The organism is Streptomyces sp. NPDC050509 (genome assembly GCF_044457965.1).
Classification (GTDB): domain Bacteria; phylum Actinomycetota; class Actinomycetes; order Streptomycetales; family Streptomycetaceae; genus Streptomyces.
In genome coordinates, this window is record NZ_JBITHL010000001.1 from 802,348 (window position 1) to 818,402 (window position 16,055).

The 16,055-nt window shown below is 72.0% G+C and carries 13 protein-coding genes, 1 pseudogene and 1 riboswitch; of the genes and pseudogenes, 5 read left to right on the top strand and 9 right to left on the bottom strand.

Going from position 1 to position 16,055, the window contains the following annotated elements; translation table 11 throughout:
* Positions 1-2: 2 nt before the first annotated feature.
* From ACIBJC_RS03070 to ACIBJC_RS03085, 4 genes and pseudogenes are all read left to right on the top strand, one after another.
* Positions 3-1,169, top strand: coding sequence for an STM4014 family protein (locus tag ACIBJC_RS03070; RefSeq protein ID WP_399286918.1), 1,167 nt, complete (start codon positions 3-5; stop codon positions 1,167-1,169).
* Between the two features lie 92 nt (positions 1,170-1,261).
* Positions 1,262-2,074, top strand: a complete 813-nt coding sequence (locus ACIBJC_RS03075; RefSeq protein WP_399288082.1) for an STM4013/SEN3800 family hydrolase — start codon at positions 1,262-1,264, stop codon at positions 2,072-2,074.
* Positions 2,071-3,439, top strand: a pseudogene (locus ACIBJC_RS03080) (STM4012 family radical SAM protein). Before ACIBJC_RS03075 ends, ACIBJC_RS03080 begins: the two are co-directional and overlap by 4 nt.
* Positions 3,440-3,502: 63 nt before the next feature.
* Entirely contained in the window at positions 3,503-4,348 is an 846-nt protein-coding gene (locus ACIBJC_RS03085; protein ID WP_399286921.1) for an STM4011 family radical SAM protein, read from the top strand.
* Between the two features lie 77 nt (positions 4,349-4,425).
* On the opposite strand, the gene ACIBJC_RS03090 is transcribed toward ACIBJC_RS03085, so the two are convergent.
* Positions 4,426-5,262 carry an SGNH/GDSL hydrolase family protein gene (locus ACIBJC_RS03090; protein ID WP_399286924.1) on the bottom strand — a complete coding sequence of 279 codons (837 nt, stop codon included), beginning with the start codon at positions 5,260-5,262 and terminating at the stop codon, positions 4,426-4,428.
* Between the two features lie 213 nt (positions 5,263-5,475).
* Positions 5,476-6,483 carry a peptidoglycan DD-metalloendopeptidase family protein gene (locus ACIBJC_RS03095; protein ID WP_399286927.1) on the bottom strand — a complete coding sequence of 336 codons (1,008 nt, stop codon included), beginning with the start codon at positions 6,481-6,483 and terminating at the stop codon, positions 5,476-5,478.
* Between the two features lie 4 nt (positions 6,484-6,487).
* Positions 6,488-6,654, bottom strand: a riboswitch (cyclic di-AMP (ydaO/yuaA leader).
* Positions 6,655-7,114: 460 nt separating this feature from the next.
* Here ACIBJC_RS03095 and ACIBJC_RS03100 point away from each other — a divergent pair.
* A complete protein-coding gene (locus ACIBJC_RS03100; RefSeq protein ID WP_399286930.1) occupies positions 7,115-7,927 on the top strand; it encodes a tyrosine-protein phosphatase in 813 nt (270 codons plus the stop codon).
* A 31-nt stretch (positions 7,928-7,958) separates the two neighbouring features.
* Here ACIBJC_RS03100 and ACIBJC_RS03105 read toward each other — a convergent pair whose 3' ends face one another.
* The 7 genes from ACIBJC_RS03105 to shc form a co-directional block, all read right to left on the bottom strand.
* Positions 7,959-8,132 carry a DUF6126 family protein gene (locus tag ACIBJC_RS03105; protein WP_399286933.1) on the bottom strand — a complete coding sequence of 58 codons (174 nt, stop codon included), beginning with the start codon at positions 8,130-8,132 and terminating at the stop codon, positions 7,959-7,961.
* Positions 8,133-8,154: 22 nt separating this feature from the next.
* Positions 8,155-8,778, bottom strand: a complete 624-nt coding sequence (locus ACIBJC_RS03110) for a helix-turn-helix domain-containing protein (RefSeq protein ID WP_399286936.1) — start codon at positions 8,776-8,778, stop codon at positions 8,155-8,157.
* A 116-nt stretch (positions 8,779-8,894) separates the two neighbouring features.
* Positions 8,895-10,304 (bottom strand): aspartate aminotransferase family protein, encoded by a 1,410-nt coding sequence (locus ACIBJC_RS03115; protein ID WP_399286938.1) that lies wholly within the window; start codon positions 10,302-10,304, stop codon positions 8,895-8,897.
* On the bottom strand, positions 10,301-12,196 hold the full coding sequence (gene dxs, locus ACIBJC_RS03120; RefSeq protein ID WP_399286940.1) for a 1-deoxy-D-xylulose-5-phosphate synthase: 1,896 nt from the start codon (positions 12,194-12,196) through the stop codon (positions 10,301-10,303). Before dxs ends, ACIBJC_RS03115 begins: the two co-directional genes overlap by 4 nt.
* 94 nt (positions 12,197-12,290) lie before the next feature.
* Positions 12,291-13,310 carry an adenosyl-hopene transferase HpnH gene (gene hpnH, locus ACIBJC_RS03125; RefSeq protein WP_399286943.1) on the bottom strand — a complete coding sequence of 340 codons (1,020 nt, stop codon included), beginning with the start codon at positions 13,308-13,310 and terminating at the stop codon, positions 12,291-12,293.
* A gap of 5 nt (positions 13,311-13,315) precedes the next feature.
* On the bottom strand, positions 13,316-13,972 hold the full coding sequence (locus ACIBJC_RS03130; protein ID WP_399286946.1) for a 1-hydroxy-2-methyl-2-butenyl 4-diphosphate reductase: 657 nt from the start codon (positions 13,970-13,972) through the stop codon (positions 13,316-13,318).
* Positions 13,972-15,987: a squalene--hopene cyclase gene (gene shc / locus ACIBJC_RS03135; protein ID WP_399286949.1), complete on the bottom strand. Its 2,016-nt coding sequence runs from the start codon at positions 15,985-15,987 to the stop codon at positions 13,972-13,974. Before shc ends, ACIBJC_RS03130 begins: the two co-directional genes overlap by 1 nt.
* Between the last annotated feature and the right edge of the window lie 68 nt (positions 15,988-16,055).

The following is a 16,055-nucleotide window of genomic DNA, read 5'->3' on the forward strand; positions in this document are numbered from 1 at the left end:
CGATGAGTTCCTTCCCCAGCGGCCGGGACCGGGAGCCGCGACTGACCGTCGTGGGGATCCCCGGCAACCGCCGCCTCGCGCTCTTCCAGGACGCCGTTCGGGCCGCCGGGCTGGCACCGGCCCGGGAGGTCGGCTGGCTCGACGTGCTGCGCGGCCGGGCCGGATTCGGCGCCGGCGAGACCGTACGGCTCGACTCCCCCGGCGAGGACCCCGAGGTGGACCGGCTGCTGCGCGGCACGGACGACCAGACCCGCGTCGAGGGGACGGGCCGCTGGTACGAGCGGTTCACGGCGGCCGCCCGTGACCTGGGCGGGGCGGTCACGGCCGCCGGGGCCGAGCTGCTCGACGACCCGGACGAGCTGGCGGTCCTCTTCGACAAGCGCCTCACCCACGGGGTGCTGGACAAGGCGGGGGTGCGGGTCCCCCTGTCGCCCACCTCGGGCGCCACGGCGCCCGCCGTGTCGGGCTGGGACGACGTACGGACCCTGATGGCGGAGGCCGGGCTGCGCCGGGCGTTCGTCAAGATCGCCCACGGCTCGTCGGCGTCCGGGGTGCTCGCCGTCCGGACCGCGGGCCCCGGCCGGGTGAGCGCCATCACCTCCGTGGAGCTGGACGGCTCGGGCCGCCTCTTCAACTCCCTGCGGGTGCGCCGCTACACGGCCGAGCGCGAGGTGGCGGCGATCATCGACACCCTCGCGCCCGACGGGCTGCACATCGAGCAGTGGGTGCCCAAGGGGACACAGGACGGCCGCGCGGCCGACCTGCGCGTGGTGGTCGTCGCGGGCCGCGCCACGCACGCGGTCGTCCGTACCAGCGCCTCGCCCATGACCAACCTCCATCTCGGCGGGGCCCGGGGCGATCTCGACGCGGTCCGGTCCACGATCGACGCGGCGGGCGGCAGCTTCTCAGCCGTTCTCACGATGTGCGAGGCGGCGGCGGCCCGCTTCCCCGCGACCCACTGCGTGGGGGTCGATCTGCTGCCCGCCCCGAACTGGCGGCAGTACGCGATCGCCGAGGTGAACGCCTTCGGCGACCTGCTGCCCGGCCTCACCGGGCTGCCGGAGCGCGAAGCCGCGGGCCTGGACACCTACGCGGCGCAGCTCGCGGCCCTGCCCCGGCGGGCGGACCGTACCGCGGCGCGTCCACGGCCGTGCGGAGGTCCCGCATGACGTCGCCCCGCCCCGGGGCACCCGCGCCCGCCCCTTCGCCCGGCACGAACCCCGACGTGAACCCCTACACGAACCCCGGCACGAACCCCGACATGAACGAGGTCGTCGGGCGCGACGACCTGCTGCTCGTCACCCTCGACACGCTGCGCTTCGACGTGGCGCGCGAGCTGGCCGCGGCGGGCCGTATCCCGAACCTCGCCCGCCATCTGCCGGCCGGCCGCTGGGAGGAGCGGCACGCCCCCGGCAGCTTCACCTACGCCTCGCACCAGGCGATCTTCGCCGGTTTCCTGCCGACACCCGCGGCCCAGGGCCCGCACCCCCGGCTGTTCGCCGCGCGCTTCGGCGGCAGCGAGTCGACGGCCCCCAGGACATTCGTCCACGACACACCGGACCTGGTCGCGGGCCTCGCGGCGGCGGGTTACCGCACGGTCTGTATCGGCGGGGTCGGTTTCTTCAACCGGCAGGGCGCGCTCGGCTCCGTCCTGCCCGGGATGTTCCAGGAGAGCCACTGGGAGCCGGAGTTCGGCGTGGCGTCCCCGGTCTCCTTCGAGGCGCAGATCGCCCGCGCCGAGCAGGTCGTCGCCGGACTCGACCGGGAGCGGCGGCTGTTCCTCTTCGTCAATGTGTCCGCGCTGCACCAGCCCAACTGGTTCCACCGGCCCGGCGCCACAGAGGAGGCGGGCGACACCCGCGCCACCCACGCCGCCGCGCTCGAATACGTCGACCGGCACATCGGCCGGCTCTTCGCCGCCGCGAGCAGCCGCCGCCGGTGCTTCGCGATCGTCTGCTCCGACCACGGCACCGCCTACGGCGACGACGGCTGGAGCGGCCACCGGCTGGGCCACCCGTCCGTCTGGACGGTGCCGTACGCCCACTTCTTCCTTGAGCACGGGACCGCCTCATGAAAACATCGCCGTCGCCCACGCCCCCGGGCACCACCTCACGTCCGTACGAGAGCTACGTCTACGCCTATCCGCACAAGACGGCGTACCGCCCGCTCGACGACCGTCCAGCGCTGGCCGCCGAGTGGGCCGGTGAGAGCAAGGACGCGCTCTCCCTCTATCTGCACATCCCGTTCTGCGAGGTCCGCTGCGGGTTCTGCAATCTCTTCACCCGGATCGGCGCGCCCGGGGAGCTGACGACGCGCTACCTGGACGCGCTGGACCGGCAGGCGACAGCGGTACGTGACGCGCTGGACGCGACCGGGGGCGCGGAGGGGCCCGTGCGGTTCGCCGCCGCGGCCTTCGGCGGCGGCACGCCCACCTATCTGGAGGCGGGCGAGCTGGAGCGGCTCTGCGACATCGCCGAGAAGCGGATGGGCGCCGACCTGCGCGCCGTCCCGCTCTCCGTCGAGACCTCCCCCGCCACCGCGACCGCGGACCGGCTGGCGGTCCTCGCCGACCGGGGCGCCACCCGGCTGAGCATCGGCGTCCAGAGCTTCGTGGACGCGGAGGCGCGGGCCGCCGTACGCCCGCAGCGCCGCGACGAGGTCGAGGCCGCCCTCGGCCGGATCAGGGACGCCCGGATCCCCGTCCTCAACATCGATCTCATCTACGGCATCGACGGCCAGACCGCGGCGACCTGGCGCCACTCGCTGGACGCCGCGCTCGCCTGGCGGCCCGAGGAGCTGTATCTCTACCCGCTGTACGTACGGCCGCTCACCGGCCTCGGCAGGCTCGGCGCGGGCCAGTGACGCCGAGTGGGACCGGCAGCGGCTGGCTCTCTACCGGCAGGGCCGCGACCATCTCCTCGCCGAGGGGTACGAGCAGGTGTCCATGCGGATGTTCCGCCGCCGGGACGCGCCGCCGCAGGGCGCCGACGACCACGCGTGCCAGACCGACGGCATGATCGGCCTGGGCTGCGGGGCCCGCTCGTACACCTCGCGCCTGCACTACTCCTTCGACTACGCCGTCGACATGCGCGCGATACGGGCCATCATCGACGCCTACACGGCGACGGAGGACTTCTCCCGCGCCGAGGTGGGCCGTCGCGTCGACGGGCACGAGGCGCGCCGCCGCCATCTGCTCCAGTCGCTGCTCCAGGCCCGGGGCATGGCGGTGGCGGAGTACCGCGCGCGTTTCGGCGCCGATCCGGGCGAGGACTTCGGGGCGGAGCTGGACCGGTTCGCGGACCTCGGCTGGCTGGACAGGGGTGCGGGCCCCGGGCTGCTGCGGCTCTCCCCCGAAGGGCTCGCGCACTCCGACGCGCTGGGGCCCGCGCTGTTCTCACCCTCCGTACGGGCCGCGATGGCCGCGTACGAATCGAAGTAGACCGCCCGGGCGCGGACGGGCCCGGGCCCCCGCCGAAGTGGACCACGATCTGAAGGGAGCCCCATGGATCTGACGATCCTCTACCGCGGGCCGCTCGCCTCCTGCGACTACGACTGCCCCTACTGTCCCTTCGCCAAGCGGCGGGACAGCAGCGAGCAGCTACGCGTCGACCGGGCGGCCCTGGAGCGGTTCACCGCGTGGGCCGCCGCCGCGACGGACGACCGGCTCTCCGTGCTGTTCACGCCCTGGGGCGAGGGGATGGTCCGCTCCTGGTACCGGCGGGCGCTCACCGAGCTGTCGCTGCTGCCGCACATCCGCCGGGTGGCCGTCCAGACGAATCTCAGCTTCCGTACGGACCGGCTGGCGGACGCCGACCCCGCGAAGCTCGCCCTGTGGTGCACGTACCACCCGGGGCAGACGCCGTACGACCGCTTCCTGACGAAGGCCCACGAGCTGGCGGAGCGCGGTATCCGGTTCAGCGTGGGGGTCGTCGGCCTCGACGCGCATCTGGAGCACGCGCGCCGGCTGCGCGCGGAGCTGCCCCCACACGTCTACCTGTGGATCAACGCGGCCGAGGGGCACTCCTACACGGACGAGGAGGCCGCGCGGTGGACGGAGCTGGACCCGCTGTTCCCGTACAGCCGCCATCCGCACCGTTCGGCCGGGCTGCCGTGCCGGACGGGCGAGTCGGTGATCTCGGTGGACGGCGAGGGCACGGTACGGCGCTGCCACTTCGTCCGCGCCGAGCTGGGCAATCTCTACGACGGCTCGTACCGTCGCGCGCTCGCGCCGCGGGCCTGTCCGCTGGCGGTGTGCGACTGCCATATCGGCTATGTCCATCTGGAGACGCTGCCCCTGTACGACGTCTTCGCGGGCGGGGTGCTGGAGCGGATCCCGGCGGGGGCGTGAGGTCACGCGAGGCGTGAGTCACGCGGGGCATGAGGTCCCGCGTCGCCGCCCCCGCCGCCCGGGACCCGGAGGCCGCGTCAGTGTTTCAGGGGCAGGAGGTCCGGCCTCTTCGCCTCGATATGGTCGCCGGAGGAGGCGCCGCGCAGCCTGCGCCCGATCCAGGGCACCAGGTACTCGCGCGCCCAGTGGATGTCGTCGCGCCGGACTTCGAGCGTGCCGCGCGGGGGCAGCGGCGGCCACGGCTGGTCCGGGTCGGCGGGTACGTCGACGCCCAGCACCTGCCCGGCGCGCAGCGCGACGCGGGTGTGCCCCTCGGCCGACAGATGCAGCCGGTCACCGTCCCAGGCCCGCCGGTCCTGGACGGTCCTGAAGGACCAGAGGTCGAGGACGGGGCAGCCGTAGCGGTCGGCGATGGCCCGCGTGTGTTCGTTGAACGTGGCGATCTTGCCGCGCAGATGGCGCAGTACGGGCACGCGGCGGGTGTCGAAGCCGGTGGTCAGCATGACCGTGCCGACGGCGCCGGTGAGGTCGGCGACGGCCCGCTCGAAGCGCTCGGCGACATCGTCGGGGTCGGTGCCGGGGCGGATGATGTCGTTGCCGCCCGCGCAGAAGGTCACCAGGTCCGGGGCGAGTTCCCTGGCCCGGGGGATCTGCTCGGCGACAATCTGGTCGAGGAGCCGGCCGCGTACGGCCAGGTTCGCGTAGCGGAAGTCGCCGTGGACGGGGTCGGCCGTCGCACCGGAGACCGGAAGCTGGTCGGCGAGCAGGACCGCGAGCCGGTCCGCCCAGCCGACGAACAGCCCGTCGGGTCCTGGATCTCCCACGCCCTCCGTGAAGCTGTCACCGATCGCCGCGTACGACCCGAATATGTTGTCTTTTCTTGCTCTCGTTCTTGCTCTCGAATCGTCTGCCACAGCAGGGTATTTTCCACCCGGCCATGTGACCTACGCGACCGTAGGCAGGGGTTGACGTGGGGTGAGAAACACCATCGGTCAATTTTCTTTCAAGTGGGAATAGCGAAAAGCCGCGCGGCCCGGCACATTCGGTGCCGGGCCGCGCGGTGGAGACGAAAAGCGTCACGGTGTCGCCGGACGGATCAGCCCGACCGGACTGATCAGGCGGGCGGATCAGATGGAGACGCCGTTCTGCCGGAGGAAGGCCAGCGGGTCGACGTCCGAGCCGTAGTCCGGTCCCGTCCGGATCTCGAAGTGCAGGTGCGGTCCCGTCACATTGCCGGTGGCCCCGGAGAGACCGATCTGCTGGCCCGAGCCGACGCTCTGGCCGGCCGAGACGGAGAGGGAGGAGAGGTGGGCGTACTGGGAGTACATGCCGTCCTCGTGCCGGATGACGACCTGGTTGCCGTACGAGCCGCCGGCGCCGGCGGACACGACGGTGCCCGCGCCGACCGCCTTCACGGTGGTGCCGGTGGAGGCCACGAAGTCCACACCGGTGTGGTAACCGCTGGACCAGCTTCCGCCCGCGGCGCGGTACGACGTACCGACGCCGACGCCGTCGACCGGCAGGGTGAAGCCGGAAGCGCTGCTCCGCGCCGCGGAGTTGGCGGCGGGGGCCGCGCTCTTGGCCGCCGAGGAGGACGTGCCGGACGAGGAGGACTTCGACGACTTCGAGGACTTCGAAGCCCCGGAGGACTTCGACTCGGAGGACCCGGAGGACTTCGACGACTTCGAGGGGGCGGGCGCCTCGGAGCGCGCGGAAGCGCCCTTGCCACCGAGGGTGAGCTTCAGGCCGGGGTGGATCAGCGCGGGATCGCCGCCGACGGCCTGGCGGTTGTCCTCGTACAGCCGCTGCCAGCCGCCCTGGACGTTCTGCTCGTCGGCGATCTTGGAGAGGTAGTCACCGGCGACCACCGCGTACGTCCGCACCTTCGTGGCGGCCGACCGCGTCACCTGCGTCGCGGCATCCGCTCGCGGCGCGGCGGCGGGCAGGTTCTGGGCGGTGTGCGCGGTGGCGGGTGCGGCCTGGGGGGCCGCGGCGGGTGCGGCCTGCTGCGCCGCGTGTGCGCCGGTGGCGCCGATGAGCGGCAGCGCGATGGCGGCGCCGCCTGTTCCGGCGGCGATGAATCCGCGGGAGAACGGGTTGGTCCTCGGGCGGCGGTGCTTACCCTTCGCGGGCATGGCGATGTCCTCTCCGGCGCCTACGAGGTGAGCTGTCGGGTTCGGACTGGAGCTGCCCGGCCGCGCGTGGTGCGCGACTTCACCCCGAGCCGTCCCTGATGCCGGAGCACCGGAACGGCGTACTACCTGGGTCCCCCGCTCCTGCCACGCGTGAATGGGTGGATGGTGTCCCCGAGGCGGCGGCAGGATTCGGCGTTCCGCTCGGATTGAGGGTGAACGTAGGCGAGTGGGACGGCCGGAACAAGCCACCCTTTTCCATCGGCGACATACACGTCCCGTTGCCGGAAGATCGCCCGTCACCCTGTGTGGAGACCGCTCCCCAATTCCCTTTCGAGGTGGCCTTTCCCTTTCGCGCCGTCACCACGGAACGTCACGGATATGATCCTGCTCACCAGCCGCCACCCATCTCCCCCGCGACCGGGGCAGGTTGTGCGGAATCAGTCAATCCGGACAGAGGACTGTTTGGGCGTTTTATCCCCGCGTGCGCTGTCCGCATGCACGCGCTCATCGGCCACTCATCGGCCGCTCCGCAGCCGCTCCTCGGCACTGACGAGCGCGCGAACGGATGTCGTAGGGTCGGGAATCGACTCCGCCGGCGAGCAACGCCGACGGCAGACACGGAGGAGCAGGCGTGACGCAGCAGTCGCCGCAGGTCCCGTCCACCGAGCCGGAGCTGTCCGGGGTGCGCAACTTCCGTGATGTCGGCGGCCTGCCGGCCGTGGACGGACGGCGGGTGCGGTACGGCGCGCTCTACCGCAGCGGGCATCTCGCCCACGCGAGCGTCGAGGACGCCGCCTTTCTCACCGGCCTCGGTCTGCACACGATCTTCGACTTCCGCAACTCCGCCGATCTGCGGCTGGACGGCGCGGACGTGGCGCTGACGGGCGTACGCCATGTGAACATCCCGCTCTCCGACCCGGCCGACGGCGCCGAGTTCTGGCGGATGGTCCGGTACGGCGACATCGACCAGCTCCGCTCGCTCCTCGGGGACGGCAGGGCCGCGGCCCGGATGACCGGCTCGTACGCCGCGATCGTCACGGAGCGCACCGCGGAGCACGGCCGCCTGCTGCACGCGCTCGCCGAGGACAGCCTCCCCGCGCTGCTGCACTGCGCGGCGGGCAAGGACCGCGCCGGTATCTCGGTCGCCGTGGCGCTGCTCGCGGTCGGCGTCGAGCCGGAGGCGATCGAGGCGGACTACCTCAAGTCGAACGACCCGCACCGCCGCTACCTCTTCCGCCGCGCCGACCGCACGCCCGCCGCGGTGTCGGGTGAGGCGTCGGCGCTGCTCAGCCCGCTCTTCGACGCCCGCGCCGACTACCTGCGCGCCGCCTTCGACGCCATCGGGAAGACCTGGGGCTCCACCGACCGCTATCTCTCCGACGGCCTCGGCCTCACGCCCGGGACCCGCGAGCGGCTGCGCGCGCGCCTCCTGGACGAGGGCTGACGCCGCCGGGGGCTCCTTCGCGTGCCGGCGGTCACTGCCCCTGGGCTCCGAGGTGGAAGAGGAGATAGAGGAAGGCCGCGAAGATGTGCCCGGCCACCAGATAGGCGAAGAGCCGGATCACCAGCCCGCGCGGGAACCTCTTCTCCTCGTCCATGACATGGTGCGGTGCTCCGTCACGAGGCACCGGGTGCTCGGTCTCCGACATGGTGGGGGCCTCTCTCGTCAGGTCAGACACGGTGGGCCGGGCCGCCGAGGCACAGGTCGGCGGTCGGGCTCTGGAGCAGGGTGTGGACGAAGAGCAGCTCGGTCCCCTCGGGTCCGGCCGCCGCGATGCGGTGCGGGGTGAGCGAGTCGAAGTGCGCGCTGTCGCCGGGGCCCAGCAGGTGCGGGGTGTCGCCGAGGCTCAGCCTGAGCCGGCCGTCGAGAACGTACAGCCACTCCTCGCCGGGGTGCACCCGGACCAGGTCGCCCTGCGCCCCGTACGGCACCTCCAGCCGCAGCGGCTGCATGGCACGTCCGGAGCCGCCCGCCTGGTGGTACGTCCATCCGTCGGCCTCGACGGGTTCGGCCCGGCCGGCCCGGACGATCGGCTCGCGCTCCGGCGGCGCCTCGCCGAGCAGTTCGGAGATGGTCGTCCCGTAGATCCGGGCCAGCCCGAGCAGCATGGGCAGGGAGGGCTGTCTGCGGCCGGTCTCCAGCCGGGAGAGATGGGCGGGAGAGAGCCCCGCCCGCCGGGCGGCGGCCTCCAGGGTGAGCCGGCGGCCACGGCGCAGCTCGCGCAGTCGCGGCGCGACGTCGGGAAGCTGGTCGGGCAGCTCGTCGGCCGCCTCTCCGGCAGGAGGTGTGCTCATACGTCCATTGCGCCAGGAACTTTCCTCCGGGGCAAATTTCTTGCCCCGGAGGCAAAAGAATCCGGTGCGGACCGGCCAGGCCGGACGCCGTGGCCGCTACCGGTTAGCGATGCCCGCTACCGGTTGGCGACGGCCTGTTTCACCAGTGTCCTGCCGAAGTCCCACATCAGTCCGCCCCCGGCGTGCGCGTCGTCCATCACCGCCGTGAAGGCGGCCACGAAGCGGTCCACCTCGCGCTCCCCGATGATCAGGGGCGGAATCAGCTTGATCACCTCAAGATGGTCGCCGGAGACCTGGGTGAGGATGCGGTGCTTCTGGAGCAGCGGTACGACGACCATCTGGGCGAAGAGACCCTTGCGCGCGGCCTGGAGCATCGCCCAGCGCCCGCGCAGCTTGATCGAGTCGGGCCGGCCGAACTCGATGCCGATCATCAGCCCCCGGCCGCGTACCTCGTGCAGCAGCTCGTAGCGGTCCACGAGGGCGGCCAGCCGGGAGCGGAGCAGCTCGCCGGTGGTTCGTACGCCCGCGACGATCTCCTCGTCCTCCAGCACCGACAGGACGGCCAGCCCCGCCGCCATGGCCTGGGCGTTGGAGCCGAAGCTCGCGGAGTGGACCAGGACCCGGTCCATCGAGGAGTAGACGCGTTTGAAGATCCAGTCCTTGCCGAGGGTCGCGCCGACGGGCACGTAGCCGCCGGAGAGCGCCTTCGCGACACAGACGAGGTCCGGCTCCACCCCCTCCTCGTGCTGGTACGCGTAGAAGTCGCCGGTCCTGCCGAGACCGGTCTGCACCTCGTCGGCGATGAGCAGCGCTTTGTGGCGGTGCAGCAGCTCCTGGGCGGCACGCAGGAAGCCGGGCGGCGCGGCGTGCACACCCTTGCCCTGGATCGGCTCCACGACGAGTGCGGCCACGTCGCCGCGGGCCAGCTCACGCTCCAGCGCGTCGAGGTCGCCGAGTGCGATCGCGGTGTCGGGCAGCAGCGGGGCGAAGCCGTCGCGGAAACCGTCCTCGCCGTTGACGGAGAGCGACCCGGTGGTCAGCCCGTGGAAGGCGTGGTCGCAGTAGAGGATCCTGGGCCGGCCGGTGGCGTACCGGGCGAACTTCAGGGCCGTCTCGACGGCCTCCGTACCGCTGTTGCCGAAGAACACCCGGTCCAGGTGCGGGCTGTGCGCGAGGAGTTTCTCGGCGAGGAGGCCCGGCAGCGGCTGGCAGTCGAAGCGGGTGAGGTCGGCGAGGGAGGCGTCGAGGACGTCGTGGAGCGCCTTGCGGACGACGGGGTGGTGCCGGCCGAGGCCCATCACGCCGAAGCCCGCGAGCATGTCCAGGTAGTCGTTGCCGTCCGCGTCCCAGAAGTAGGCACCCTCGGCCCGTTCGTACACCCGGTCGAAGCCGATGGTGTGCAGCATGCGCGGGAGCTGGTGGTTGAGGTGCTTGGTGTGCAGCTCGTAGCGCTCGGCGCCGCGCTCCGCGAGCAGGCTCGGCAGATCGAACCCCTTGGACGGTGCCGGTCTGGGGGATCCGCTCATCGCTCGCTCTCCTCGCCTGTCAGGGCGGCGCTGATCCGTCCCGCGATCTCGACCGGGGTGAGGCCGATGTCGGCCAGCACCTCACCGCGTTTGGCGTGCGCCAGGAACTGTTCGGGGATGCCGAAGGTACGCAGCGGTACGTCGACGCCCGCGTCGCGGAGCGACTGGCCGACGGCGGAACCCACGCCGCCGCTGCGGCAGTTGTCCTCGGCGACCGCGACCAGCCGGTGCCGGTCGGCGAGCGGCGCGAGCTGTTCGTCGACGGGTTTGACCCAGCGCGGGTCGACCACGGTGCAGCCGATGCCGCGCTCCGCGAGGAGTTCAGCGGCGCCGAGGCAGACCGGCGCGAGGGCGCCGACCGCGACGAGCAGCACATCGTCAAGGGCGCCGGCGCCATCCGGCGCCCGGCGCAGGACGTCCATGCCGCCGACGCGCCCGACCGCGGGGATCTCCGGTCCCACCGCTGCCTTGGGGAAGCGCAGCACGGTCGGCGCGTCGTCGACGGCGACGGCCTCGCGGAGCTGGGCGCGCAGTTGGCCGGCGTCGCGCGGCGCGGCGATCCGCAGACCGGGCACGCACTGGAGCATCGACATGTCCCACATGCCGTTGTGCGAGGCGCCGTCCACACCGGTGACCCCGGCCCGGTCCAGGACGAAGGTCACTCCGCAGCGGTGCAGGGCGACATCCATCAGAAGCTGGTCGAAGGCGCGGTTGAGGAAGGTGGCGTAGACGGCGACGACGGGATGGAGTCCGCCGGTGGCGAGTCCGGCGGCGGAGACCGTCGCGTGCTGTTCGGCGATCCCCACGTCCCAGACGCGGTCGGGGAACCGTTCGGCGAACTTCGTCAGCCCCACGGGGTGCAGCATGGCCGCCGTGATCGCCACGACGTCGGGGCGCTCCTCCCCGATCTCGGCGATCTCGTCGCGGAACACCGACGTCCAGGAGGGGCCCGCGGCCGGTGCCAGCGGCTCGCAGGTCAGCGGGTCCATCACACCGACGGTGTGGAAGCGGTCCGCCTCGTCCTCCAGGGCCGGGGCGTAGCCGCGCCCCTTCTCGGTGAGGCAGTGGATCAGTACGGGGCCGTGGAAGCGCTTGGCCCGGTGGAAGGCCGACTCCAGGGCGGCGATGTCATGGCCGTCGACCGGTCCGACGTACTTGAGGCCGAGGTCCTCGAACATCCCCTGGGGGGCGAAGGCGTCCTTGAACCCCTTCTTGGCGCCGTGCAGCGACTCGTACAGGGGTCGGCCCACGACCGGGGTCCTGTGCAGGACCTCCTTGCCCCAGGCCAGGAACCGCTCGTAACCGTCGGTGGTGCGGAGCGTCGCGAGATGGTCGGCGAGGCCGCCGATCGTCGGCCCGTACGACCGTTCGTTGTCGTTGACGACGATGATCAGCGGGCGGTCCTTGGCGGCGGCGATGTTGTTCAGCGCCTCCCAGGCCATGCCGCCGGTGAGCGCGCCGTCCCCGATGACCGCGACGACATGGTCGTCGCCGCCGAGCACGTCCCGGGCCTTGGCGAGGCCGTCGGCCCAGCCGAGCACGGTGGAGGCGTGCGAGTTCTCGATGACGTCGTGGACCGACTCCTCGCGGGAGGGGTAGCCGGAAAGGCCGCCCTTGCCGCGCAGCTTGGAGAAGTCCTTCCTGCCGGTGAGGAGTTTGTGGACGTAACTCTGGTGGCCCGTGTCCCACAGGATGCGGTCGGCGGGCGAGTCGAAGGCCCGGTGCAGGGCGACGGTCAGCTCCACCACCCCGAGGTTGGGCCCGAGATGGCCCCCGGTCCGCGCCACCGCCTGGATCAGGAACGCTCTGATGTCCTCGGTCAGTTCGCCGAGTTCGCTCGCCGTCAGTGCCTTGAGATCGTGCGGCCCACGGATGTGCTCCAGAACAGACACGCCCGTCCCCCTCTCGGATTCGTTCAGCTTCGCGACCGGCCGGGCCGGCGGCGTGGGGAGCCCCAGCGCCGCCGGCTCTCCCGTGGTCATGCCGTCAGCGCGTCCCGACGACCGTTTCGCGGGCCGCGCGCAGGGACTCCTTGAGGGAGCCCATGGTGGCGAGGACGGCGGTCGGTTCGTAGCCGCAGTGCGCCATGCAGTTGGCGCAGCGCGGGTCCTTGCCGCGGCCGTACTTGCTCCAGTCCGTCTCCTCGACGAGCTGGCGGTACGTCGGGACGTATCCGTCGCTCATCAGGTAGCAGGGGCGCTGCCAGCCGAAGAGCGAGTAGTTGGGGATGGCCCACGCGGTGCAGGGGAAGTCGGCCTTGCCTTCGAGGAAGTCCAGGAAGAGCGGCGAGTGGTTGAGGCGCCAGCGCGCCCGGTTGCCGCCGGCGAAGGACTTCTTGAACAGCTCCCGGGTCTGCTCGACGCCCAGGAAGTGCTCCTGGTCGGGGGCCTTCTCGTAGGCGTAGGCGGGCGAGATCATCATCTCGTCCACCTTCAGGTCGTCGTTGAGGTAGTTGAGCACCTCGATGACGGTCTGCGGGGTGTCGGTGTTGAAGAAGGTCGAGTTGGTGGTCACCCGGAATCCGCGCCGCTTGGCCTCCTTGATCGCGGCGACGGCCTCGTCGAACACGCCTTCCTTGGCGACGGACTCGTCGTGCCGCTCGCGCAGCCCGTCGATGTGCACGGCGAAGGCGAAGTAGGGCGAGGGGGTGAATTTCTCGATCTTCTTGCGCAGCAGCATGGCGTTGGTGCAGAGGAAGACGTACTTCCTGCGGGCCACGAGCTGCCGGACGATCTCGTCCATCTGGGGGTGCATCAGCGGTTCGCCGCCGGCGATGGAGACCATGGGCGCCCCGGACTCCAGAACCGCCCCGACGGCCTGCGCGACGGGCATGCGCTGTTTCAGCACCCCGGCGGGGTGCTGGATCTTGCCGCAGCCCTCGCATGCCAGATTGCAGGCGAAGAGGGGTTCCAGCTCGACGATGAGCGGGAACTTCTCACGCCTGCGGAGCTTCTGTTCGAAGAGGTACGTCCCGACCCTGATGGTCTGACGGAGTGGCATGGCCATCTAGCTCACCTCCTGGGGAGCAGCAAAGAACGGTGCCATTCATAGAAAGCTGGAAGGACGGCACGAAGTACACGGAAGGCTGATATTCCACCGCCTACTGTGCCAATACGGACGAGCTCATGCTCCGGAGCGTCCACGACCACCCGGACGGCCGCAACCGCGCGTGGCCCCGCGGCGAGGGCGCACCGCAGCGTGGTGGCGGACTCCATGTCCACCGCGAGCGCCCCCGTGGCGCGCAGCGCGGCCCGTTCGTGACCGCGTACGACGTGGTCGGAGCCGGTCAGCGGGCCGGTGTGGACCGTGCGTCCCGGTACGGCCCGGGTCAGCGCCTCCACGAGGAGGCCGGTGCCCGTACAGGGGGTGGCGCCGTTCCTGTCGCGGGTCTCGTCGGCGACGATCAGGTCCCCGGGGTTCATCCCCGGGGTGAGCCCGGCGCAGAATCCGGCGGCGATGACGGCCGCGTCCCCGTGCCGGGGCTCGCCGAGCGCGCGGGCCACGGCGCGCTCGGCGTTCCTGGGGCCCATGCCCGTACGGAGCACGGTGACGGGGCCCGCCGCGGCGCCCCGTCCCGAGCCGCGCAGGGCGAAGCGCTCGATGGAGAGCGCGCAGGCGATCAGCAGCGGCGTACCGGAACCGGAGGACGGCCCCTGGGGCCGCTCCATCAGACGCCCTGTCGGACGCCGGAGCGGGTGGCGAGGGCCTTCGGTTCCCCGTGGAGGTAGCGGCCGAGGGCCGTCAGGGGGAAGACCTGCCGGTAGAGGTGGTAGTTGATGGAGAAGTCCCACGGGAAGCCGGTGCCCGTGAAGTACGGCTCGTCCCAGGAGCCGTCCTCGCGCTGGGTCGCCGCGAGGACGGCGATGCCCCGTTCGACGGCCTCGCTGCCGTGCTCCCCCGCCGCGAGGAGCGCGAGGAGCGCCCAGGCGGTCTGGGAGGCGGTGGTGGCGCCGTGCCCGATCCACTCCTCCTCGCGGTAGGAGCGCAGGTCCTCGCCCCAGCCGCCGTCCTCGTTCTGGACGGATTCGAGCCAGGTGACCGCGCGCCGGATCGCGGGGTGGGAGGGCGGCAGTCCGGCCGCGGTGAGGGCGGGCACCACCGCGCCGGTGCCGTAGACGTAGTTGACGCCCCAGCGGCCGAACCAGGCGCCGTTGGTCTCCTGTTCGGCGAGCAGCCACTCGATGCCGCGCCGGGTGGCGGGGTGGTGGGACCTGCCCTCGTAGGCGAGCATCTCGACGACGTGCGCGGTCACGTCGGCGGACGGCGGGTCGATGACCTCCCCGAAGTCGCAGAAGGGCAGCCGGTTGGGGAACGGGCTGGTGTTGTCGGCGTCGAAGGCGCCCCAGGCCCCGTTGCGCGACTGCATGCCGAGGTTCCACCGGGCGCCGCGGTCGACGGCCGCGTCGAGCCGTTCGGGGTCGGGGTGTCCGACGCGGCGCAGCGCGAGGATGACCTCGGCGGTGTCGTCGATGTCGGGGTAGTTGTCGTTGTGGAACTCGAACGCCCAGCCGCCGGGGGTGAGTCCGGGTCTGCGTACGGCCCAGTCCCCCGGCCGGACGATCTGCTCGCCGATCATCCAGTCGGCCGCCTTGACCAGGGCAGGGTGGTCCGGGCTGAGGCCCGCGTCGGCGAGCGCGATGGTGGCGAGGCAGGTGTCCCAGACCGGGGACTGGCACGCCTCGATCATCCGGGCGCCGTCCTCGCGCCAGACGGCGAACCGGTCGAGCGATTCGAGTCCGGCCCGCATGATCGGGTGGTCGAGGTCGTAGCCGAGCAGGTGCAGGGCGATGACCGAGTAGACGGCGGGTGGCTGGATCCCGCCCCAGCAGCCGTCGTTCTCCTGCCGCTCGATGATCCAGCGGGCGGCGGCGTTCATCGCGGTACGGCGCAGCAGGCGCGGCGCGAAGCGGTGGTAGGTGTGCAGGGCCTTGTCGAGGCGCTGGAAGGCGCCGTCCCAGCTCGCCATGGGCGAGAACGGCCGGCGGGGGCGGGGGCGGGCCGCGTCGGAGTGCAGTTCGTCGAGGGCGAAGGGGGCTGGCCGTACGGGCCGCTTCGCGGAGACGATGGTGAGGGGCACGATGGTCTGCCGCGCCCAGCAGCCGAAGTCGTAGATGTTGAGCGGGAACCACTTGGGGAGGAAGATCAGTTCGGGCGGCAGTTCGGGGAGGTCGTCCCACTTCCACCAGCCGAAGAGGGCCAGCCAGACCCGGGTGAAGACGCGGCTCGCGGCGATCCCGCCGTGTTCGCGCACCCATTGGGAGGCGCGCGCCATGTGCGGGTCCTCGGGCCGGTCCCCGGCCAGCCGCAGCGCGACATAGGCCTCGATGGTGGCGGAGAGTTCGGGCGGGCCCCCGTAGAAGGTGGCCCAGGTGCCGTCGGCGCGCTGTTCGCCGCGGATGAAGAGAGCCGCGGCCTCGGTGGTACGGGGGTCCTGCACACCCAGGAACTGACGGAGCAGCAGATCCTCGGCGTCCATCGTCACATTGGTGGCCAGATCCCCTTTCCACCACCCCTGGGCGTCCTGCCGGCCGAGCAGGTGCTCGACGGATCGTGCGGTGGCCCGCTCGGCGGCGACCCGGAGGTCACCGCCCGCCGCGGGGAGGGTGGTGGTGTCGGTCGGTCCGCTGGCCGAGGCTGCGCGGGGTCCCATGGCCCCGGGGCTTCCGTCGGTCGTCGCTGTCATGGCTTCCCCTTCGTGCAGTGGTGTTCTTCTGCTGTGCCTGGGGTCTCCGTCGTCCGGTGCCGGTGGCG